Genomic DNA, 23851 nt, shown 5'->3' with positions numbered 1-23851 from the left:
TCAGCAGCCCCGGCATCCGCCCCGGCGACGAGATCATGGTGCTCCCCGCCGTCGACCCCAAGTACCGCCAGCTCTTCAAGGAAATCGCGACGATGATGTACCAGATGGGATTGGGCGCACGGGTGTTCTTGAAATAGGACGATAAAAATGCAGTTTGCGGGAGCCTTGGACTTGATGGCACCCCGATTTCAATATGAACGGATCAAACAATCGCTAAACCCTGTTAAATCATAAAGCTCTGTTAAATCATAAAGCATGATAAAGCTTCCCACAGGCTATCGATTCTGCCAGTTAAAATTTCAGATTAAACTCAGGTAACTACATGACAATTCGGGAAACAACAAGGGCATGGCGGGGTGAAGCCATAATGGCGTCGCTATGGGCTATTAAAATTATTTGTAAGGTATTGAAGTTACGTTTTTTCTATTACGCCCTGTTGATACGACTCCTTAAAGGTGCGGACATTTACGATAATTCTTATTACCTAAGAAACAATAGTGATGTCGCCGAGAAAGAAATAAATGGTTTACAGCATTATGCCAAGCATGGTGACAAGGAAGGCCGCTTACCTATGGCCCTTTTTGAACCGGCGTATTACCGGTCAAAAGCATCGGGGCTTACCAAGCGCTTATATGTCAACTCCGTCCTTCATTATAAATATGTGGGGCGTTACCGGAGGACTTCCCCCAGTGCTTGGTTTGACGTGGATTATTATCTGACTAACAATAAAGACGTGTTGCGTTCAGGTAATGATCCGTTGCTCCATTACCTAAAATGGGGAGGGATTGAGGGCCGCTCACCTTGTCATCAGTTTGATGGTGCCCATTATCTGCGTATATCGCCCGATATACTCGGCACACGAATGAACCCTCTGCTGCATTATTTGTTTTTTGGCCGTTTGGAAGGGCGCACCACGTTGCCTGATCAAGAACATGTGGATTTTCAAGGGACTGAAATGACTGAAATGCCTAGTTTGGCTTTACCGGATGATGATGCCTGGGCGGCTTTCGAACCACGGGCCAAAGTTGAAAACGCCGTTATTGACGTGGTCGTGCCGGTATACAAAGGGCGGATAGAAACGCTACGCTGTTTGCACAGCGCATTGAAAGTGTCTTATCAATTACCTTTCGAGCTTGTTGTCATTAATGATGCCAGTCCTGATGAGGAACTGAGCCAGGAATTACAAAAATTAGCCGGCATGGGTTTGTTTACGCTATTGGCCAATGAAAAGAACTTGGGTTTTGTGCAAACCGTAAACCGCGGTATGAAATTGCATAAAGATCGGCATGTTGTCCTGCTGAATTCCGATACCGAAGTTTATGACGGTTGGCTGGACCGCTTGCATAAAGCGGCGCACCGCAATCCCAAAACGGGTACGGTGACCCCGCTATCCAATAACGCGACAATTTGTAGTTATCCAAATTTCCTGCATGACAACCCTTATCCTTTAGAAGTGGCTTACGCTGAAATGGATGCGCTCACGGCGAAGGCCAATGCCGATAGGGAAATAGAAGTGCCCACTGGCGTCGGTTTTTGCATGTATATCAGACGGGACTGTTTAAAAGCCGTAGGACTGTTTGATGAAAAGGCCTTCGGCAAAGGTTATGGCGAAGAAAACGATTTTTGCCAGCGGGCGATCCGTAAAGGTTGGCGCAATATTATTGCCAGCGACATTTTCGTCCGCCATTTGGGTTCAACTTCTTTCCAGGGTGAAAAGGCCATGCGCGTACAAGCCGCGCTTAAGACCTTGGATAAAAAATACCCGCGCTACCGGAAAGATATTGATGTTTTCATACAGGATGATCCTTTGAAAGCAGACCGCTCACGTCTTGATGAAGTCAGGTTAAAGCGCATGAGCCGGGAAAAAAATGTCCTGTTGGTTTGCCATAATCGCGGTGGCGGTTCTGAGCGGCGGCTACAAGAAGACATTGCAAACTTGTCACAACAAGGTTATGGGGTGTTCACCTTACGCCCCGTGCCCAAACGCCCGGCCCTTGTCAATATTGGCCATGCGTCCGTCCATGCCTTGCCTAATATCAACCCTTTTGAATTGGCGGAAATATCCGCACTCGCCGCCGTTCTAAAAGATTTGGGGATTACCGAGGTGCATACCCATAGCCTGGTCGATTTTATGACCGATGCGTCTTTGCATTTGCAAAAAATCATCAAGGAAATAGGTGCATACTGGAAAATCAATTTGCATGACTATAAAGTGATTTGTCCGCGCATCAATTTGGTTGATGAGGACGGGCGTTATTGTGGAGAGCCTGATGAAGCCGGATGCAACCGCTGCCTGCTTGAACGCGGTTCGGATTTTGGTACCAAGAATATCCGTGAATGGCGGTCTTTGCATGAAAACGCGATGGCTTTGGCAGACCGTATTGTTGTCCCTGACCAAGATGTGGCGGATCGGCTGGCAAATTATTTCCCGGACATCACTTTTGAAGTGTTGCCGCATGAAGCCATTGATTTAAAAACTGTCCAAGTAAAAATGCCGGTGCTTGCGGCAGAAGAAAAATTACGTGTGGTCATTATCGGCGCCATCGGAAAAATTAAAGGCTTTAATGTCATCATGGCCTGCGCCAAACGGGCGCAACAATATAATCTGCCCATAGAATTTATTGTGATGGGTTATACGATGAATGATCCGTTAATAAAAGATGCGGGCGTTTTGGTTGCTGGCAAATATCATGAATTTGAAGCGTTTACCAAGCTCGAAAGCTTAAATCCACATATTGTGTGGCTGCCGTCAATATGGCCGGAAACTTATAGCTACACATTATCACTGGCTTTACAAGCCGGTTTGCCGGTATTTTCCTTTGATATTGGCGCCATTGCCAGACGTGCCAGGGAATCAGGTATGGAAGATAGGCTAATGCCTTTATCATGGATAGATACGCCTGAAAAAATTATCCAGCAGTTTGAAACATTCAGGGATGATTGCCTGCAAGCCGGGTCTTGACAAAAAATTGCAGCCCCTGCGATTCGAAAACTAAAAATAGGCTGAGGTAACGCGCTTTGTTTTAGCCCGGTAAGCCGTCATTCGCTGGCAGAGCCATCTAAATTGCATCTACGAAAAAATAATACGGAACAAGATATGAAAAAAATAATTTCAGTCACCCGCGAGATTTCTGAAAAGAGCGTTGAAGAAGCTGCGGCGGATAACGCTATTGAATCTTCGTCTGCGGAGAAAACTCCAGCGATTTCCGATTTGGAAGCCCGTGTTGGGCCGTCTGATACTGAAACCGGATCGGCTTACCAAGGGGCTGATGAAGATGATGGCGTCAGTATTTTAGGCTACATAGAGCATATCGATAATTTGCAAATACACGGCTGGGTGATTGATTACGATAACAACCCGTTAAACCTGTCGTTACGGATTGGTAACGATTCTTACCAAATATCTTACACCTGGTTGGAGCGCACAGATATTGCCGGGCAGCTTGGTGAAGAATTCTTACGCTCAGGTTTTAGGATTGAAATACCGCAAGGCTTGACAGAGGTTTTTGAATTGGCGCACCAAGATGGCAAGCATATTGATGTTATAGCTAACGGAATTATCCTGCATAACAAAGTTGTGCGGAAAGCGGCGGCAAACGAAGCAACAGTCCCACAAAGCGTTTTCCAAGTTGCCGATGAAAAAGATATTTCCAAGGATGTACAAACACGCAATGATGAAAGTTTCGGCATCGGCCAAGATGGCAAGGGCCTGGAAAGCATCCAGGACACGGTTGTCTTAAAAGACGCAGAAGGCGAAGACGGACACCAAATCCAAAAAAATACGCAAGATGTTGAAATTAAAGACGATATAAATTCCGACGCGCCAATTACAGATGACACCAACAGGTCAATAAATCCATCCGGCGATGGGCTACCGTCGGTTTTTGAAAATAGTAATGCAGATATTGGCGGTCAAGCGGCTTCCGATACGCAAATAGTTGAAACGGATGTGGCGGCTTTGGATTCGGGCGAAGCCGCTGTAGTTGAAACAGCCATTGCTTCAAGCCTACAAGAAAATGCAACACCTGTAGCAACATCGCTTAATGATCCAAGCCTGGATAAAAACGGTAATCCAACGGACACGGGCCATAAATCCGATGGAACGGCGATTGACGGGGCTGCCGCCATTATCGGCCATGTCGAACGCATCGAAAGCATCCATATCTATGGCTGGGTGATTGATAAATACGAAAGACCGTTGAAGCTGGCTGTGCATATTGGTGACCTGGTTTATCAAGTATCCCCTTTATGGCTAATGCGTATTGATATTGCCGAGGCGTTTGGGGACGAATTTTTGCAATCAGGCTTTAAAATTGAAATACCGCAGGATCTGGTCGAAACATTTTTGCTTGCCCGCCAAAATGCTAAAACAATTGATGTGGTCGCTAATAACGCCACCTTGCAAAATAAAGCGGAGCCATTGAATTTAAAGGCTGATTTTGCCAGCAGCAAAGCCTTACAGAAAAAAGCCAGTAAAAAAACAATAAGCATCAAAGGCTATGTTGAAAGCATTGATAATCTCAAAATTCATGGTTGGGTCTTTAACCAAGAACAGACACCGTTAAAACTCTTTTTACGCATCGGCGATGTTTCTTATTCTGTGGTACCCGAATGGTATGACCGATTCGATATTGCGGGGCAGTTTGGCGAAAAATTTCTGCAATCTGGTTTTAGGATTCTGGTACCAAAAGAGTTGATCGATAAATATTTACAAGTTTGTGAACACGCAGGCTCCATTGATGTTGTCGCTAACGATGTAATTCTGGTAAATAATTCCCAAAAAGTAGTATTTGATCCGTATTCACTGGGTTCGGAGTTGGCATCGGATCCCAATAAATTTCAAACCATTTATGAGATTAATGCCGAAGCAGGCTTTGAAGTGGGGGCGGAAGATTTTGATAAACTGCTTTCAGCAGAAATCGCTTTCCCTCTGCGGGTCAGCCGCAACAACGCCCTCAACGCCCGCTATTACCTGGAGCTGGCGAAACAAAAGCTGGTCGCCCAAGAGAACGACACCGACACCGCCCGCACCCTGCTGAAGATCAGCCTCGCCTTCGGGCGCCGGGCCGAAGTGCTGGAGCTGTTGGGCAACACCTATTTTGAGCAACAGGACTACGAAGCCGCCGCCGCCCATTACGAGGCCGCCATGCACAGTGAGGGTAAATCCGGCGCGTTGCTGGTGCCCAACCTGATGCACTGCAAAAAGCTCGCGGCGCACCCGCGCGCGATGGTGGAGGTGCTGCTGGAGGGCATCGACAAAAACCCCGAGTCCGGCGCTTTCCGCGAGCACCTGGACGGGCTGCTCCACGAGTACTGGCTGAAACAGCAAGGCCGCTTCGAGGCGCTGGCCGTGGTCGGCGACCGCGCCGGGCTGTCCGCCGACCTGTCCGCCGCCGCCGCGTTCATCTACGGCGCCTACCTGCGCTTTTACGGGGCGGCGGCAAACCCCGCCCAGGTCGGCGGCTGCAACCTGGGGCGCGTCCTCATCGTCGGCGACTTCCACATCCCGCAGTGCGTGCGCTACCGCATCGACCAGAAAATCGAGCAACTGGAGTCCCTCGGCAAGGCCGTCACCGCCGTGTCCTGGACCGAGCTGGCCGCCCAGCAGAACGCCCTGGCCTTCCACGACCTCGTCATCTTCTACCGCGTCCCCGCCGAACCGGCGGTGCTCAAGGCGATGGCGCAAGTCAACGCCACCGGCCGCCTGTCCCTCTACGAGATCGACGACCTGCTGTTCGACGCAGCCTACCCGCCGCCCATCGAAACCTACGGCGGCTACCTGGGCCTGGAGACCTACCTCCAGCTCATGAAAGGCATGGCCTCGTTCAACGCCGCCGCGCACTACTGCCGTTTCGGGCTGGCCTCCACCCAAGCCCTGGCCGACAAGCTCCAGCCCCTGGTGTTTGGCGGGCGCTGCTACCTCCACCGCAACGGCATCGACGCCCTGAACCAATTCAAGCACAAAAGCCCCGACCCCGACAAAGCCACCATCGACATCTTCTACGGCAGCGGCACCATGGCGCACAACAGCGACTTTGCCGACCTGGCCCTGCCTGCGGTCAGCCGCCTGCTCGACGAAAACCCCAAAGTCAGCCTGAAAATCGCCGGCTACCTGAAACTGCCGGAAGCGTTCCTCGCCGACTATGGCGGGCGCGTCAAACAAATGCCGCCCGTCAAAAGCGTCAAGGCCTACTGGTCGATGCTGGAGAGGGCCGACATCAACCTCGCCGTCCTGCACGACGACGAGGTCAACGGCTGCAAGAGCGAACTGAAATGGTTCGAGGCCGCCTGCCTAGGGATACCGTCCGTGGTCAGCACCACCGCCAACTACCGCGACATCATCAACGACGGCGAAGACGGCTTCATCGCCGCCACCGGCGACGACTGGTACCGGCACCTCAAGCGGCTGGTCGACGACCCCGGACTGCGGCAAACCGTCGCCGCAAACGCCCAGGCCCGCGTCCGCGCCGAATACAGCGTCGAGGCCCTGGCCGACAACCTCGCCTCGCTGCTGGCCGACGCCGTGGACGCCGCCGGACGGCCCGGCGGCCGGCCGCGCAAAAAAATCGCCCTGGTCAACGTCTTCTTCCCGCCGCAGTCCATCGGCGGCGCCACCCGCGTCATCGCCGACAACTTCGACCTGCTGCAGCGCGACTACCAGGACCGCTTCGAAATCAGCGTCTTCACCACCGACGCCGACCTGAAAACACCGTACCAGATGACCACCTACAACCACCAGGGCGCGCGCGTCTACCGCGCCAGCATCCTGTGGCGGGAAAACATGGACTGGCACCCCACCGACGAGCCAATGGGCGAATTGTTCAGCGACTACCTGGAAGCCGAACAGCCCGACCTCGTGCACTTCCACTGCGTCCAGCGCCTGACCGGCTCCGTGGTCGAGGCCGCCCGCACCGCAGGCATCCCCTATATCGTCACCGTCCACGACGCCTGGTGGATCTCCGACTACCAGTTCCTCGTCGACGCCAACCACGCCGTCTACCCCGACGGCCATCCCGACCCGTACCTGCCGCGCCCCCTGCCCAGCAACGTCAGCCTGCTCGACTCGGTCGAACGCCTCATTTACCTGAAAGACCTGCTGCACGGCGCCCAGGCCGTGCTGACCGTCTCCAACTGCTTCGCCAACATCTACCGGAAAAACGACATCCCGCAGATCCGCGTCAACAAAAACGGCATCTCCGAGACCCTGGAATGGAAAGCCAAGGACACCCGCCACACCGACAAAGTCGTCTGCGGACACGTCGGCGGCATGGCCGAACACAAAGGCTACTTCCTGCTGAAGGCCGCCGTCGAGTCCGTGCAGCCCGGGCATCTGGAAATGCTCGTGGTCGACCACTCCCAGGACGAAGGCTACCGCCTGGAAACCCACTGGGGGCAAGTGCCGGTCACCGTCATCGGGCGCACGGCGCAGACCCGCGTCGTCGACCTGTACCGGCAGATCGACGTCCTGTTCGCCCCCTCCACCTGGCCGGAAAGCTACGGCCTGGTCACCCGCGAGGCCGCCGCCTGTGGCTGCTGGGTGGTCGCCAGCGGCATGGGCGGCATCGGCGAGGACGTGGTCGAGGACAAGTCCGGCTTCGTCATCGAGCCGACCCTGGAAGCCCTCGCCGGCTGCCTCGCGCAGATCGACCAGACCCCCGCCATCTTCAAGGGCAACGCCCGCCCGCCTAAGTCCAGGCGCGTCTCCGAACAGGTCAGGGAGTTGGCAAGCATTTATTTAAATGAAGCAGATGTTGATACCCAGGATCAAACCCGAGATTTTGATTTTGAAACTATTTTTGAAATTAATGCCGAATTTGGCCAAGAAATTTCAGCACAAGATTTTGATCATTTGAAGAACGGACTCATTACCTTCCCGTTGCGTATCAGCTTCGATGAAACCCTTAACATGGCTTTTTATTTGGAGCTTGCCAAGTCTGCTTTGGACAGCCATGACATTGAAAAGGCGGTTGAGTTGTTACGGTTCGCCCTAGGCTTTGAAGAGACGGAAGAAAATACCGGAAATATCGAAGCGTTGCCGGAATTGGTTGATCCGGTCACCGTGGAGGACTTTAGCCGCCTCATGGACGGTGAAACGGCGTATCCGCTTAGAATCAGCGAAAATGACGGCATCAATGCCAATTACCACTTCGAACTTGCCAAGCACAATTTGGCGTCAGGTAATATCAAGCATGCCATGAATTTATTAAGGGTGGGCCTAGTCTTTGGACAACATGCGGAAATACAACAAGACAGCCATAGAAATATAAAGCAAATCGACTTTAAGACAGTCTTTAAAATCAACGCTAAATACGGTGTTGAAATCAACATAGAAGACTTCAGCAAATTGCTTTCTGGCCAGGTTGGTTCCCCTCTGCGGGTCAGCCGCAACAACGCCCTCAACGCCCGCTATTACCTGGAGCTGGCGAAACCAAAGCTGGTCGTCCAAGAGAACACCGACATCGACACCGACACCGACACCGCCCGCACCCTGCTGAAGATCAGCCTCGCCTTCGGGCGCCGGGCCGAAGTGCTGGAGCTGTTGGGCAACACCTATTTTGAGCAACAGGACTACGAGGCCGCCGCCGCCCATTACGAGGCCGCCATCGACAGCGAAGGCGAGCCTAGCAAATGGCTCATATCCAACCTGATGCACTGCAAAAAGCTCGCGGCGCACCCGCGCGCGATGGTGGAGGTGCTGCTGGAGGGCATCGACAAAAACCCCGAGTCCGGCGCTTTCCGCGAACGCCTGGACGGGCTGCTCCACGAGTACTGGCTGAAACAGCAAGGCCGCTTCGAGGCCCTGGCCGTGGTCGGCGACCGCGCCGGGCTGGCGGACAGGACGGCCGCCGCCGCCGCGTTCATCTACGGCGCCTACCTGCGCTTTTACGGGGCGGCGGCAAACCCCGCCCAGGTCGGCGGCTGCAACCTGGGGCGCGTCCTCATCGTCGGCGACTTCCACATCCCGCAGTGCGTGCGCTACCGCATCGACCAGAAAATCGAGCAACTGGAGTCCCTCGGCAAGGCCGTCACCGCCGTGTCCTGGACCGAGCTGGCCGCCCAGCAGAACGCCCTGGCCTTCCACGACCTCGTCATCTTCTACCGCGTCCCCGCCGAACCGGCGGTGCTCAAGGCGATGGCGCAAGTCAACGCCACCGGCCGCCTGTCCCTCTACGAGATCGACGACCTGCTGTTCGACGCAGCCTACCCGCCGCCCATCGAAACCTACGGCGGCTACCTGGGCCTGGAGACCTACCTCCAGCTCATGAAAGGCATGGCCTCGTTCAACGCCGCCGCGCACTACTGCCGTTTCGGGCTGGCCTCCACCCAAGCCCTGGCCGACAAGCTCCAGCCCCTGGTGTTTGGCGGGCGCTGCTACCTCCACCGCAACGGCATCGACGCCCTGAACCAATTCAAGCACAAAAGCCCCGACCCCGACAAAGCCACCATCGACATCTTCTACGGCAGCGGCACCATGGCGCACAACAGCGACTTTGCCGACCTGGCCCTGCCTGCGGTCAGCCGCCTGCTCGACGAAAACCCCAAAGTCAGCCTGAAAATCGCCGGCTACCTGAAACTGCCGGAAGCGTTCCTCGCCGACTATGGCGGGCGCGTCAAACAAATGCCGCCCGTCAAAAGCGTCAAGGCCTACTGGTCGATGCTGGAGAGGGCCGACATCAACCTCGCCGTCCTGCACGACGACGAGGTCAACGGCTGCAAGAGCGAACTGAAATGGTTCGAGGCCGCCTGCCTAGGGATACCGTCCGTGGTCAGCACCACCGCCAACTACCGCGACATCATCAACGACGGCGAAGACGGCTTCATCGCCGCCACCGGCGACGACTGGTACCGGCACCTCAAGCGGCTGGTCGACGACCCCGGACTGCGGCAAACCGTCGCCGCAAACGCCCAGGCCCGCGTCCGCGCCGAATACAGCGTCGAGGCCCTGGCCGACAACCTCGCCTCGCTGCTGGCCGACGCCGTGGACGCCGCCGGACGGCCCGGCGGCCGGCCGCGCAAAAAAATCGCCCTGGTCAACGTCTTCTTCCCGCCGCAGTCCATCGGCGGCGCCACCCGCGTCATCGCCGACAACTTCGACCTGCTGCAGCGCGACTACCAGGACCGCTTCGAAATCAGCGTCTTCACCACCGACGCCGACCTGAAAACACCGTACCAGATGACCACCTACAACCACCAGGGCGCGCGCGTCTACCGCGCCAGCATCCTGTGGCGGGAAAACATGGACTGGCACCCCACCGACGAGCCAATGGGCGAATTGTTCAGCGACTACCTGGAAGCCGAACAGCCCGACCTCGTGCACTTCCACTGCGTCCAGCGCCTGACCGGCTCCGTGGTCGAGGCCGCCCGCACCGCAGGCATCCCCTATATCGTCACCGTCCACGACGCCTGGTGGATCTCCGACTACCAGTTCCTCGTCGACGCCAACCACGCCGTCTACCCCGACGGCCATCCCGACCCGTACCTGCCGCGCCCCCTGCCCAGCAACGTCAGCCTGCTCGACTCGGTCGAACGCCTCATTTACCTGAAAGACCTGCTGCACGGCGCCCAGGCCGTGCTGACCGTCTCCAACTGCTTCGCCAACATCTACCGGAAAAACGACATCCCGCAGATCCGCGTCAACAAAAACGGCATCTCCGAGACCCTGGAATGGAAAGCCAAGGACACCCGCCACACCGACAAAGTCGTCTGCGGACACGTCGGCGGCATGGCCGAACACAAAGGCTACTTCCTGCTGAAGGCCGCCGTCGAGTCCGTGCAGCCCGGGCATCTGGAAATGCTCGTGGTCGACCACTCCCAGGACGAAGGCTACCGCCTGGAAACCCACTGGGGGCAAGTGCCGGTCACCGTCATCGGGCGCACGGCGCAGACCCGCGTCGTCGACCTGTACCGGCAGATCGACGTCCTGTTCGCCCCCTCCACCTGGCCGGAAAGCTACGGCCTGGTCACCCGCGAGGCCGCCGCCTGTGGCTGCTGGGTGGTCGCCAGCGGCATGGGCGGCATCGGCGAGGACGTGGTCGAGGACAAGTCCGGCTTCGTCATCGAGCCGACCCTGGAAGCCCTCGCCGGCTGCCTCGCGCAGATCGACCAGACCCCCGCCATCTTCAAGGGCAACGCCCGCCCGCCTAAGTCCAGGCGCGTCTCCGAACAGGTCAGGGAGTTGGCTGAAATTTATGTAGAGGCGGCCAAATTGATTAAAACCAGTTAAAGGGGCTAGTGTCGGAATTTGTCGCCAATTACTGAAATGAAGCCGAACCCGAATGATGGTTTCTTTTTTGATACAGATGAAAAAGCTAAGGAATGGGCATGGAATAAGTTCGAGGATTGAGACCTGTCAGGTTTTTAAAACCTGACAGGTCTAGCGGGTAATTGCCAAAACTATTCCATGCCCATTCCTAAGTAACGTTGCTAATTTCAAGTTGCTTTGGTTACAATCGCTTGGTAATGATCGGGTGTTGCAGCACTAAACAAATACACGGTAAGTGAAAATAAAGCACCACCCAGTAATTTTTCTAAAGCAAGCTGTATCTACGCAGAAAATTTATATAACAGTTTCGTAATTAATTAACCATAAGGAATAATCTTGAAACCTTCTTTTGTTATTTGTGGAATCGAGCATAGTGGCACAACACTTTTGTCTGATATTTTTCGACAAGTCCCAACTATTGATTCAGGATTTGAAACCGGTGTTTTGTTGGTCAATTCCCCACGGGAATTTCGTTCTTTAGAACCTTTTATTTCTAATATCGTTTCTGGTTGGGGGGTCAAGGATTCCGAACTTGACATGATTTGTGATTGCGACACTTTCGATGAGTTTTATGACAGGCTTTGGCAACACTCCACCGTGGTCAATCATGAAAAAACCCTTATGTTTGATAAGACGCCACGATACTTTTCCGCATTAAACAGTTGCACACAAAAAATCGATTGTCCTTTTATTGCCGCCTATAAAGATCCCCGTGCGATAGTCGCCTCTGATTTCCGCCGTGCCAAAACCGATAATTTTTCTGTCTGGTTCGACTCTTACGCACCTCGGAAAAAGAAATATTTGCGTATCATACACGCCCAGTTGGAACAGACCGTCCAAGGACATATTCCTAATGCAATCGCTGTTTCCTTAGAATCCGTTTGCTTGGACACCCGCCAGACACTTGAGAAATTGTTTGCCCATGCTGGTCAAGAATTCGACCTTTCTTATCTGCTTTTAAAAAATCTCCGTTACCACCATACCAAGTTGCCTTATATTTCGTCCAATATTCCTTTTCAGTATCTGGAAGTTTTTAATAAAGCCCAGATAAGGCAAATAGAAAAGCGATTTGAGGAATTTGAATTGTTCTTTTATCGCTAAGCGGCAAAAAATATAGAGGATGGCATCCCTTCGTTATTGAGTTAGTTTGTAAGTAAGCTATTGTTTAAATTTAGTAAAATAATGAAAAATAATTATGGGCGCATTCTGCGGATGGGTATTGTTTGCTTTGGGATGGAGAAAAAATTTGGAATTGGCAAGCTGGTCAAAATAACAACCCCACAACAAAAAACTAATTAAGGCATAAATATGATGGGCGAAAAAGACGTGGGTAATATCAGATATGTTATTGGTATTGGGGCGCAGAAAGCCGGGACAAGTTGGCTAGCGGATTATCTTTCGGGAAGTCCCCAGGTATTGGTGCCCCCTTTTAAAGAGCTGCATTTTTTTGATGCCCGTTACCGGGCTGATTTGTGTGCTGGACTTGAACGCCGGCAAATAAGGACATTCATAGAAATAGCACACAAGTTAGAAATGGCGGATGTAATAAAAGATACGCCCGTTTTCAAGCGATTCAAAAGATTATCGGATCGCGTTAGGATACAAGGGGATATACAGCGTTACCGCAATTATTTTGCCCTCTATGCTACAAACGAATCAGTGTTCTGTGAAGTGACCCCGGAATATGCTTTACTCGATACGCAAGGCTATGAAGCCATTAAAAGTTTAGCGGATGATGTCAGGCTTATTTTTTTGATGCGAAATCCCATAGACCGTTTTTGGTCAGCCCTACGCATGCGTTCAAAAATGAATCCAGAAATCAACATTCTTACAGAATACGAAAAATTTCTAGAAAAACCGCATTTTTTTCAATGCACTGATTACGGCAAAACATTGTCGACAGTTTATGAGGTTTTTCCGAAAGAGCGGGTGTTTGTCCAGTTTTATGAGCATTTGTTTAACCCCGATGTGATTGCACAATTATGCCGTTTTTGTGATATCGACTTTATTGCACCAGACACAGAAAAACGTGTCCTGGAAGGCATTCCCAAACCCTTAAGTGAATCAATGCGGGAGCGAATTTATAACAAATTTAGCCATGTATATGATTGGGCTGAATCTGAATTCGGTGCAAAATTGCCGCAATCGTGGCAAAAAGATTTGTCCACATTTCGTCGCTAAACCTCATGGCAGCACTTAAATAATTGTGGCAAGCCACAGTGGATTGAATTTATCTGTTTGATTTATATTTATTCTATGGCTTTTAGCTCCTTGTTGTCGGAGCCATCAACAAGTGTCATGGTGCGTAAGGGCATCATATTGCAAACTTCTATAAAAGCCATAAACGAATCGTTTCGGGAGAAAAGAAAATGAAAAGATGTGTGATACATGTTGGTATGCACAAAACTGGTACATCATCCATTCAACAGACATTTTGGAAGCAGTTGGACAATCCTGAATGGAAATATGTTGATTTAATGCTACCAAATCATTGCGGGCCTATGGGCACCCTACTTGTAGACGACTCGATGCACCATCAAAAAAATGAACGCGATCAAGAAAGGTCTGTAAGGCGCAGGGATAAAGTCAAAAATATACTTTTGGAGCAATTGGATTCCAATGCCAGAAATTTTCTTATTTCAGCCGAAGTTTTTTGTTCGTCGGCTATCGGTGTGGATGAGTTGATCATATTGCGTGATTTGCTGTCCAGCCGCGTAGATAAAATTTTAGCGGTGGGTTATGTGAGGCCACCTAAAAGTTTAATAGAAAGTGCTTTTATGGAAAGGACTAAACGTAGTTACTTTGAGCTAAATTTTAATAACGAACGTTTATATCCAGACTATCGGAGACAATTTTCAAAATTTTATAAGGTCTTTGGCAAAACAAATGTTTTGTTGTGGAAGTTCGACCCGTCCACATTTACTAACGGCTGCGTAGTACAGGATTTTTGTACGAAGCTCGATATTAATTTTCCAGTTGAATTAATCAAAAGTTCTAATATTGGGCTGTCGCGGGAAGCACTGGCATTTTTATACACCTACCATAAATACAATGCCGCTTATAGCACGGGTTCGAATAGTGTCCGAGGGAAGAGGGGGCATAGAAGGAAAGATTTGTTGATGTTTAACCGTTTGGCGACACTTCCCGGCAACAAAACCCGTTTCTCTTGGGATACGGCGATCACGCCTATGCTGGAAGAACGAAAAGCCGATATTGCTTGGATAGAAAAACGGCTAGGCGTATCAATGGATGAGCCACATAAAGACGCAGGCCCCGTAATTGCCTCGGAGAGTGATTTATTAAGCTACCGTCCTCAGGATTTGCAATGGTTGGCGGAGCAGTTGGGGTCCGATTACCTTAAACGCTGGAATCCACAAATGCCACCCCAAGTTGTGGCCGACTGGATGTATGCGCTGCATAATAAACTTTTGGATGAGGATGAAAAGCTGGTGCAAAACGGGGACGCAAAAAAAACCTATGAACTGATTTAATATTGATGTTACAAAACTTTGTAAAAACAGCAAACTAGAATTTTCATAATCGTTAGAAAGAGGATTTAAAATGAATAAAATCGTAGATCAAGAGTCTGCCGCCGCATTAGCAATGAGCCATTCACCACGCCGGATTAAGACTCTTGCTGAGGGCATAAATGCCAGGACTTATCTCGAGATAGGCGTCAATAAGGGAAGGACTTTTTTTGATGTTTCTATTCCTCAAAGAACCGCCGTCGATCCAAAATTTCTCTTTGATGTGGCAGCCGTGACTGATAAAAATGCCAGCTTGAATGAGACCACATCGGACAACTTTTTTTCTACCTTGCCCATAGCGACTAAATATGACGTCATCTTTCTTGATGGCCTACATACTTTTGAGCAAACTTACCGTGATTTTTGTAACAGCCTTGTCCATTCCCATGAACAGACAATTTTTTTGATTGATGACACAATTCCTAACGATGTGTATTCCGCAGTTCCCCATCAAAAAAAGGCGGTTAATTATCGTAGACAGGCGGGTGGTAAAGGAGGACGTTGGCATGGAGATGTTTACAAAGTGATTTTTGCTTTGCATGATTTCCATCTGGGGATGAATTACCGGACTATTGTTAGTTCTGGAAATCCGCAGACACTGGTGTGGCGTTCTAACAACGGATGGCGCAAGCCCCTTTTCAACTCGCTAGAAACTATTTCACGCTTAAGCTACTTTGACCTTCTTGACCACATGGATATTCTTAGAATTTGTGAAGAGGAAGAAGCCATTAATTTATGCTTAAACGAATTAGCAAGCAAATAAGCGGCGAAACTTTTATCAAAACCGTGAATTTTTATATTGACCATTCTTTAAACAAACACTGTCTTCGCTAATTTGAATTTTATTTAACTAAAATGTAATCTATTGATTGGTTTCAAGTCGCTGGGTTAGCTATATGGGCCGGAATTCTAACTGGCTTTATAGGGTTTGCGAAGGTATTGTATAAATAAACATTATTAATAATGACTAAGAATAATGCCCCTGATTTAAAAGCTCCATTACTGACATCGAGTTATGTTAGTGCAATTAGGCCTATCCGTGCAGATGAGAAGGTTAATTATCCAAAAGGGGTCGGCTCAATTGGCGGTATTTATGATAGTTCAGATCAACCGCATATCGACTCTCTGCTCATAAGGGGCGCACCTACGCTGCTGATGCAGGCGCACGAAAATGCAATTGAAATTAAACGTGATGCGGCTACGAGAATAACGGATAAGTCTATTTACGGCGGTATCCTTACCAACCATTATGGGCATATTTTATTGGAAAGCCTTGCGCGGACTTGGTATCTTCTTGATAGTACTGGAGATGTCTATTTTTATCACCTTCAACACAATAAAAAAGACAGTACATATGATGATTTGTCTGGTTGGCAACAGGTCATATTAAGTCATTTAGTCACCGATCCCAGCCGTATAAAACTTATTAATAAACCATTAATATTTGATGAATTGATCGTACCTGAGGCGGGCCTTGTAGGTAAAAATTTTTGTGCGCCAATCCATAGGGATGCACTGGTGTTGTTGGGGTCAAAAATAACGGCAAATTGCAGTAAGGATATTGTTGCAGACAAGATATGGCTAAGCCGGTCTTTATTAAATAAAGGGGCTATTGCAGGTGAAACAAAATTTGAAACCGCGTTAAGTGGGGAGGGTTTTCTTGTTGTCCACCCAGAAACGCTTTCTATTGCAGAACAAATTAAATTATTTGAAAATGCCTCTGTAGTTTGTGGTTTCACGGGTTCAGCATTCCATACCCTGTTGCTCGCTAAAAACAAGGGGGCAAAATTAATACATTTTTCGCGGCTCTCGCATATGAATAATAATTATCATCTATGTGCCAAGGCGGCTGGATTTGATGCAGAATATTATAATTATTACCTTAAATCAGGGGAATCAAAGGGTATAGGTGGCAGTGTATTGCAAGATTTAACGGGTATTTGGAGGCTGCTTCATAGAAAAGGCCTGGTAAGAACCCGCATATACAAAGATCCGACCATGAAAGAAGATTTAAAACGTTTGGATGAAACAATAAGAAATCCGCGTACATGGTCATAAATATACTTTTTTCAAAATTAACCAGTGTTTCCAGTCAAATTTCTTAATGCCTTTTTAATAATAAACGCGAAATTATTGTAGATTACATAAATCGATCCCAATTGTAAGCAGGAAACCAGTTTTCTCATCGGCACTAGGAAGTGATTTTAGGCGATTTGCCACTTACAGATTAACTTGGTGGCGGCAAAGCTATAAAAAATTTTTTAACTGATTTAGCTGGTTTTTACAAAACAAACCGTTACAGTCCAATACAATTATCGGATGAACTGCGAAAAACAAAAATATCTAGTGGTGTTTAATGGAAAAAAGAGAATCAAAAATACTAACGGATAAAATGAGAGTTGTTTATAAGCGACAATGATAAAAAATTGTTTATATTTGGGTTTTAAATTTCAAAATTAACTATGGCCATGAATCTACCACCTAATTTTAAACACGATTTGACGGTTGTTTCGCTTAAAAATTGTTTTATAAGTCAATTGAGAGGCGTTCGACCAAATGATAAGGGAAGTTATCCAGGTAGTGTCAATTTTATCGGTGGCATCTATGATGCTATGGACAGGCCTCACACTGGATCCTTATTAAAAAGAGGGTATGGACAAATACAAGAACACGAAAAAAACTATACGATAGATCGCAGTACAGTCCAAACAATAACCGGAAAAGCGGTATATGGTGGGATTATATCCAATCATTATGGGCATTTTTTGCTTGAAACCCTTTCCCGTGCTTGGTATCTCATCAAAAGTTCGGAAGATATTTACTTTTACCGTGCGGGTGCAAAAGAAAAAAATGGTTCTAATGACGGGTTAATGGCCTGGCAAAAAGAGATTTTAAGTCATTTAGTGATAGATATTGACCGGTTTAAAATTATTGATAAACCGCTCATTTTTGAGGAACTGATCATACCTGGCTTCGGCTATATTATCGAAACGTTTTTCGCGCAAGAACAAGCGGCTGCATTAATTCAATTAGGTGAAAAACTGACTGGAAATAAAACCCCGGCATTAAAGTACGATAAAGTTTGGCTAAGTCGGTCTTTGCAAAAAAAAGGGGCTATTGCCGGGGAGAAAAAATTTGAACAAGCATTGCATAATGAAGGTTTTACCATTGTCCATCCTGAAAAACTTTCTTTAACCGAACAAATCGGGCTATTTGAAAATGCTTCGGTTGTCGCTGGCTTTACGGGTTCCGCATTTCATACCTTAATATTTGCTAAAAATAAGGGTGTAAAATTATTGCATTTTTCGCGGGTTAAACGTTTCAATGAAAATTTTTCATTATGTTCTAAAGCAAATGGATTTGAATCAGAGTTTTATAACTTTTTTCTTCGCTTCGGCGGCGAGATCAAAGGCGCGAACGCAAATGTCCTGCAAGATTTGAATGCCATTTGGAACGTGCTGTTTGACCAAGGATTGGTCAAAACTAAAGGCTACTCCGATCCAGAACTAACAAAAGATTTAGAAATCTTGGATTCAGCTTTAAAAAACCGTGCGCCGAGATTGTTTAAAGCAAGCTAAGCAAGCATTGATCCCGTTTTTGAATGGGTGCTGGCGATACGGTGTGCAGGTTTATGAAGCGTACTTCTGACTGTCTACGTTAAAATGCGCAAATTTGATTGTCCCGCTGTGTTTCCACTTCTTAAATAAATTGTGGCTTAAACCATTTAGATTGCTTTAGTGTATTAAATAGGGCAATATATTGCCCATTATTCCGGCTAAAAATATAAAATCATGCATTTTCGTGTCCGTAAGAACGTCATTCAGCTTATCCGAATCACCTATGATGAAACTAAAAAGAAAGGCAATAACGTGATAATTGGTACGGTAAAATTATCAACGCCTGAGCTTTCCGAAGATTTGCAGAAAAAAATGACCGAAGCTGAAATTTCGGCGTTTCAGGGGTGGTTGGATACGCAACATCGGACGGTTATGTTGCGTGAAGAAATCGCCGCATTAACTTTGGCGGATGCAATGGTTTTGGCGGAAAAATGGTTTGATCGTGAAAACCAATCTAGTGCTACGCATTCAACTGCCCAAGATATTATTTTTCATTGGCAATCACTGCGTAAAGTTTTTGTCAAGAAAGGTTTGCTTGAGTGAAGAAGTTTTTGCGGGTACTGATCGTGGTTATTGATAGTATATTAATGTTATTTAATAAATAACAGAGAGGAACAAATGAAATCGATTGAAATTGTAGAATTGATAAAACAAGCAAATCCTAAGACCTTAAGTAAATTGCCTGATTCAAAAGCAGAAAAAATCGTAGCCGCCGTTTTATTGGAAATTGGCAAGCAATTGAGTTCAGTGGACGAAGGTACAGTTAAATTTGCCAGACTGGGTACCTTTAAGATACGCCAAGTTGAGCGCGAAAAAGATGGCCACAAAGAGACGGTTAAAAAGATTTCTTTTGGTGTCGCAAAAGCACGGGATAAGATCAAGGCAGAAGGTCAAGAGTAATTGGTTCGTCGGGTGGTTTTGACTCATCCAAGGTTGCAAAGCATCCTTGGAAATTGAATTTGTTGCCTGTCGACCGGAATGGGTGCTTAAATATCGGCGGCCAGTTTGCACAAGCATTGCCTTGATACGGTTGTTTGGGCTACAAGCTTAAATAGCGCGTCATACCGATGGCTCTTAGATTGCCAAACAATAAAGTCGATTTTTATGAAGAACGCTAGGGCTTGGGTTTTAAATTTGGTTGCCTGACCCTATTTATATGTTCCAAAATTATTATGGGTTAAATAATTGTCAGAAAAGCATTCGACTGTTAGCCGCTTATATAAGCGAGCCAATCGGGGTTATTGTTAAAGTTATCATCGTTGGCTGTTGTCTAAATCTATATCTTGTTTAGGCCGTTTTGGTTTATGAAGTGGTTGGCAAGTGCCGCGATAAAATTAGTGTATTGATTTTTGGCTTTTGGTAATGGCATAAAATGGTAATTGGAAAATGAATCGTCCCACACTTAAAACACAAAAAAATTATGATTAAAAAGTTAATGTCGTCGTTTTTACAAATCAGCCAAAATGATGCCGAAAAGCTCCAACAGAATGATCCGTGGTTTTATTCACACTATGTGTATGCCGCTAACGTCGTCACGTCCAAACTCAGTAAATATATTGATTTGGGATATAGCCAGTTGTTTGATTTTGGTTGTGGCGATGGCATTATGGCCTTGGGTGTCAGCCGTAGTGTGGTCGGGGGTGTCACTGGATTTGACGTCACCGAAGCATTCAAGGATCTGCCGCAAAAAGCATTGGAAACGTTGCATCTCGCTGATTATCCTAGCACCCTTGGTTTTGTGCAGGTCGACCCGTCCAAGCCGTTGCCCTTTCCAGACAATCATTTTGACGGTGGCTATTCGTGGTCCGTGTTTGAACATGTGGCAATGATTGATGGAACCTTGGCGGAGGTTTATCGAATTTTAAAACCCAAGGGGGTGTTTTTCCTGCAAATCGAGCCTTTCTATGCGTCACCTTTCGGCTCGCATCTGCAAAGGTTGATCGATGAACCTTGGGCGCATTTGCTGACTGATGAAGCGTCTTATTTGCGGCGGGTAAAAGCATCAAAAGACACGGTTCCTGATACCGAGAAAGACATCATGTACAGGGAAAACGAATTTGAAAATGTGAAAAATTATTTGATAGGCGAATACAAAACGCTGAATAAGCTAACCGTCAATCAATTGCTGGCCCAGATTCTTAAAGCCGGATTCCATGTTATGGAAATGCGCACTACGCAAGTGAACCAGCTTGCCATCCCTCCTGTATTGCTGAATAACTATTCCGAATATGATTTAAGGACTAATGAAATCCAATTGGTCATCAGCAAATAATGAAATTGTTCATTCCACACCGATTAACAAGGAATTGCGCATGAAGTTTCTCGATTGCACCCTTCGTGATGGTGGCTATTACAACGCCTGGGATTTTTCAATCGAACTCATTGAAGATTATCTGCAAGCCATGCAAGCCATTAGTGCCGATTATGTTGAACTAGGCTTCCGTTCGCTCAAAATCGATGGATTTAAAGGCGGTTGCGCGTATACAACTGACAGCTTTATAAAATCGCTCAATGTGCCTGCTGAACTAAAGTTGGGCGTGATGATAAATGCCAGTGAATTAGTACAATACGAACAAGGTGTAACCGCTCTATTGGAGCGGCTGTTCAGGGCGGCATCAGCATCACCGGTTACATTGGTACGAATCGCTTGCCATGTACATGAATTTGAAAAAGCGTTACCTGCCTGCTTGTGGTTGAAAGAGCAAGGCTATGAAGTTGGCTTCAACCTGATGCAAGTGGCTGACCGTTCATTGCAAGAAATCCGCGACTTGGCTGTGTTAGCCGCCCGTTATCCGCTGGATGTGTTGTATTTTGCCGACTCTATGGGCAGCATGAATCCACAGAAAACCCAGGCTGTGGTTGATGCGTTCAGAACAGCCTGGACGGGTGATTTGGGCATCCATACCCATGACAATATGGGCTTGGCACTTGCCAATTCAGTCGCTGCCGTGCAATCCGGGGTGGCTTGGGTGGATGGCACCTTAACTGGCATGGGACGCGGGCCAGGCAATGTGAAAACCGAATACCTGGTGTTGGAGCTGGAATCTTCGAGGAAAGCGAATTGTAATATCACTACGCTCTTGAAAGTCATACGTAAACATTTCAAACCCCTGCAAGCACATTATGGTTGGGGCAGCAATCCCTACTATTATCTGGCCGGTAAATATTCGATCCATCCTTCCTACATTCAGGAGATGCTTGCCGATAGCCGTTACAGTGACGAAGACATATTGGCGGTTATCGAGCATTTAAAAATCGAAAACAGCAAGCAATTTAACCTTCAGACCTTGAACACGGCCCGTCATTTTTACAATACCGAACCCAAGGGAAGCTGGCAACCACAGTCATTAATCCAACAGAGGGACGTGTTGATTCTGGGCACGGGGCAGGGTGCAAAAGCGCATGGTTTGGCCTTGGAAAATTTTATCCAGCAGAAAAAGCCGTTTGTTATCGCGTTAAACACCCAAAAAGCGGTGGATGACAAGCTGATCGACATCCGCGCCGCCTGTCATCCCGTGCGTTTGCTTGCCGATTGCGAAGAACACGCACGTTTGCCACATCCCTTGGCAACACCTGTATCCATGTTGCCCGAAGATGTCATTACGGCATTAGGGGATAAACCGTTATTGGATTTTGGCCTCACTGTACGGACTGACACTTTCGAATTTCATGAGCACTATGCCATATTGCCAAACTCGCTGGTCATTGCCTACGCTTTAGCCATTGCCACCAGTGGCAAGGCCCGCTGCATTTACCTTGCGGGCTTTGATGGCTACGGCGAGGATGATCCTCGCAATCACGAAATGAACAGGCTTTTCAAATGCTATATGGATCAACCAAAAAGCATCGCGATTGCCAGCATCACCCCGACACGCTATCAAATTCCTGAAAGCAGTGTTTACGCGCTTATATAAAGTAGAGATTTGTGATGACTGACATACATCTTGCCAATTTTAAAGATAAGTTACGCCACAGCACCTGTACCGGCCTGTTTAGCAAAACAACCGACAGTGCTTTTGTCGAAGCCGCCGGTATTGCAGGGCTGGATTTTATCATTTTAGATAGCGAACATGGACCGGCAAGCTGGGAAACATTGCATCATCATGTCCGTGCCGCCAGTCTGACCACAATGGTGCCAATTATCCGTGTCAAAGGCGTGGATGCACACAGCATCGGCAGTGCGTTTGACACAGGGGCGGCCGGTGTCCAGGTGCCTAATATCAGTACCGCCGAAGAAGCCGGTTTAGCTGTTAAGGCCGCCCGCTTCCATCCAGATGGAAATCGTGGTGTTTGCCGTTTTGTTCGCGCCGCACAATTTGGCGAACAAGAAAAAAGTAGCTATTTTAAAACGGCAAATGAAAAATTGCTTATTCTCCAGATAGAAGGATTGGAAGGCATTCGTAATTTGGACGCCATTTTGGATGTCAAGGGTTTTGATGTCCTGTTTATAGGCCCTTATGATTTGTCCCAGTCTGTCGGTAAAACAGGACAAGTCGATGCGCCCGAAGTCATCGCACTAATGCGCGAAATTGCCGACAAAGCCAAGGCTAAAGGAGTCCTGTTAGGTGCTTTTTCCGACAGTCCGGCAAGAAATGTAAGCTTATGTAACGAAGGTTTTTCTTATATAGCCTATTCTGTCGATATTGCCATTTTTGCCACAGCCTGTGCCGCCATAAGGGATTTTTAATATGCAGAACTTTTCCGACATTTCAATCGTTATTCCAGTACGCGAGGGCAGCAGTCGTATAAAAGACAAAATATTCTTGCCCTTCCATGAACAATTGACCTTGCTTGAATGGAAAATTGACCAAATCAAAAAAGTACAGACAGCAGACAGGATTTTTTTAAGTTCAAATTCAAATAAAGTTGCGCAAATAGCCCAGGCAATGGGTGTTGAGTTTCTGCCGCGTAATGAATATTTAAGTGTAGGGCATCAGGCATCTTTTAGCGAAGTCATTACCGGAGTGGTGTCTGAGTTGCCAACCGATCATTTTGCCTGGGTCACCGTGGTTGTCCCGTTGATGGCCCCTAGTGATTATAAAAGAGGATTTGAGCTTTATATTGAAAATGTCGTCAACAACACCAATCACGACAGCTTGGTGTCGGTCAATCTCTTGAAAGAATATTTTTGGGATGATAACGGCCCAATAAACTACCAAGCCGATAAAAACCACACCATTAGCCAAGAGTTGCCCAATATTTATCGGGTGACCAACGGCTTGTACATGCGAAGCAAACAAGCCACGCTAGATGAAGGCTATTTTTTAGGTAAAAATCCTTATCGCCACATAGTCGGAAAAATAGCAGGTGTTGATATTGATGAAAATGAAGATTACCAAATGGCGTTGGCGTTAAAGCAATTTTATGTCGATTAATATCCTAAGCCAATAGTGGTTTCCCTCATACAACTCTCTCCGTCGCATTCTGATGCACACGCCATTGAC

14 protein-coding genes are annotated in these 23851 nt (G+C 48.0%); all 14 read left to right on the top strand.

The annotated features are described in order from the left end of the window. The first annotated feature begins 322 nt into the window (after nt 1-322). Complete coding sequence (locus PHH59_RS13620) at nt 323-2962, top strand: glycosyltransferase (RefSeq protein WP_300017170.1); 2640 nt, start codon at nt 323-325, stop codon at nt 2960-2962. Nucleotides 2963-3097: 135 nt separating this feature from the next. After that, nucleotides 3098-11224 (top strand): glycosyltransferase, encoded by an 8127-nt coding sequence (locus PHH59_RS13615; protein ID WP_300017167.1) that lies wholly within the window; start codon nt 3098-3100, stop codon nt 11222-11224. Between the two features lie 375 nt (nt 11225-11599). Then, complete coding sequence (locus PHH59_RS13610) at nt 11600-12364, top strand: sulfotransferase (RefSeq protein ID WP_300017164.1); 765 nt, start codon at nt 11600-11602, stop codon at nt 12362-12364. Between the two features lie 207 nt (nt 12365-12571). Continuing rightward, on the top strand, nt 12572-13444 hold the full coding sequence (locus PHH59_RS13605) for a sulfotransferase domain-containing protein (RefSeq protein WP_300017161.1): 873 nt from the start codon (nt 12572-12574) through the stop codon (nt 13442-13444). A gap of 188 nt (nt 13445-13632) precedes the next feature. Beyond that, the gene (locus PHH59_RS13600) at nt 13633-14754 is read left to right on the top strand and encodes a hypothetical protein (RefSeq protein ID WP_300017158.1); all 1122 of its coding nucleotides are present in this window, start codon (nt 13633-13635) and stop codon (nt 14752-14754) included. Between the two features lie 70 nt (nt 14755-14824). After that, complete coding sequence (locus PHH59_RS13595; protein ID WP_300017155.1) at nt 14825-15553, top strand: class I SAM-dependent methyltransferase; 729 nt, start codon at nt 14825-14827, stop codon at nt 15551-15553. Between the two features lie 200 nt (nt 15554-15753). Then, nucleotides 15754-16848 carry a glycosyltransferase 61 family protein gene (locus tag PHH59_RS13590; protein WP_300017152.1) on the top strand — a complete coding sequence of 365 codons (1095 nt, stop codon included), beginning with the start codon at nt 15754-15756 and terminating at the stop codon, nt 16846-16848. A gap of 410 nt (nt 16849-17258) precedes the next feature. Then, nucleotides 17259-18368 carry a glycosyltransferase 61 family protein gene (locus PHH59_RS13585; protein WP_300017149.1) on the top strand — a complete coding sequence of 370 codons (1110 nt, stop codon included), beginning with the start codon at nt 17259-17261 and terminating at the stop codon, nt 18366-18368. Nucleotides 18369-18581: 213 nt separating this feature from the next. Next, a complete protein-coding gene (locus PHH59_RS13580; RefSeq protein WP_300017146.1) occupies nt 18582-18950 on the top strand; it encodes a hypothetical protein in 369 nt (122 codons plus the stop codon). Between the two features lie 75 nt (nt 18951-19025). Beyond that, entirely contained in the window at nt 19026-19307 is a 282-nt protein-coding gene (locus PHH59_RS13575; RefSeq protein WP_300017143.1) for a hypothetical protein, read from the top strand. Nucleotides 19308-19827: 520 nt separating this feature from the next. Beyond that, nucleotides 19828-20679, top strand: a complete 852-nt coding sequence (locus tag PHH59_RS13570; protein ID WP_300017140.1) for a class I SAM-dependent methyltransferase — start codon at nt 19828-19830, stop codon at nt 20677-20679. A gap of 40 nt (nt 20680-20719) precedes the next feature. Next, a complete protein-coding gene (locus tag PHH59_RS13565) occupies nt 20720-22321 on the top strand; it encodes an aldolase catalytic domain-containing protein (RefSeq protein ID WP_300017137.1) in 1602 nt (533 codons plus the stop codon). Nucleotides 22322-22335: 14 nt separating this feature from the next. Further along, on the top strand, nt 22336-23094 hold the full coding sequence (locus PHH59_RS13560) for an aldolase/citrate lyase family protein (protein ID WP_300017134.1): 759 nt from the start codon (nt 22336-22338) through the stop codon (nt 23092-23094). 1 nt (nt 23095) lies between these two features. Then, nucleotides 23096-23782, top strand: a complete 687-nt coding sequence (locus tag PHH59_RS13555) for a hypothetical protein (protein WP_300017131.1) — start codon at nt 23096-23098, stop codon at nt 23780-23782. Nucleotides 23783-23851 lie beyond the last annotated feature (69 nt).

It is taken from the genome of Methylovulum sp. (genome assembly GCF_028687615.1).
In the GTDB taxonomy this organism is placed as follows: Bacteria; Pseudomonadota; Gammaproteobacteria; order Methylococcales; family Methylomonadaceae; genus Methylovulum.
The sequence above is the reverse complement of the archived record's forward strand: the minus strand, read 5'-3'. Positions and strand labels throughout refer to the sequence as shown.

Excerpts from the sequence above, each read along its gene's own strand:
- PHH59_RS13590 (WP_300017152.1), top strand. The coding sequence starts at position 15,754 with ATGACTAAGAATAATGCCCCTGATTTAAAAGCTCCATTACTGACATCG.
- PHH59_RS13560 (WP_300017134.1), top strand. The coding sequence starts at position 22,336 with ATGACTGACATACATCTTGCCAATTTTAAAGATAAGTTACGCCACAGC.
- PHH59_RS13570 (WP_300017140.1), top strand. The coding sequence starts at position 19,828 with ATGATTAAAAAGTTAATGTCGTCGTTTTTACAAATCAGCCAAAATGAT.
- PHH59_RS13615 (WP_300017167.1), top strand. The coding sequence starts at position 3,098 with ATGAAAAAAATAATTTCAGTCACCCGCGAGATTTCTGAAAAGAGCGTT.
- PHH59_RS13620 (WP_300017170.1), top strand. The coding sequence starts at position 323 with ATGACAATTCGGGAAACAACAAGGGCATGGCGGGGTGAAGCCATAATG.
- PHH59_RS13580 (WP_300017146.1), top strand. The coding sequence starts at position 18,582 with ATGCATTTTCGTGTCCGTAAGAACGTCATTCAGCTTATCCGAATCACC.
- PHH59_RS13595 (WP_300017155.1), top strand. The coding sequence starts at position 14,825 with ATGAATAAAATCGTAGATCAAGAGTCTGCCGCCGCATTAGCAATGAGC.
- PHH59_RS13565 (WP_300017137.1), top strand. The coding sequence starts at position 20,720 with ATGAAGTTTCTCGATTGCACCCTTCGTGATGGTGGCTATTACAACGCC.
- PHH59_RS13585 (WP_300017149.1), top strand. The coding sequence starts at position 17,259 with ATGAATCTACCACCTAATTTTAAACACGATTTGACGGTTGTTTCGCTT.
- PHH59_RS13555 (WP_300017131.1), top strand. The coding sequence starts at position 23,096 with ATGCAGAACTTTTCCGACATTTCAATCGTTATTCCAGTACGCGAGGGC.
- PHH59_RS13600 (WP_300017158.1), top strand. The coding sequence starts at position 13,633 with ATGAAAAGATGTGTGATACATGTTGGTATGCACAAAACTGGTACATCA.
- PHH59_RS13605 (WP_300017161.1), top strand. The coding sequence starts at position 12,572 with ATGATGGGCGAAAAAGACGTGGGTAATATCAGATATGTTATTGGTATT.
- PHH59_RS13575 (WP_300017143.1), top strand. The coding sequence starts at position 19,026 with ATGAAATCGATTGAAATTGTAGAATTGATAAAACAAGCAAATCCTAAG.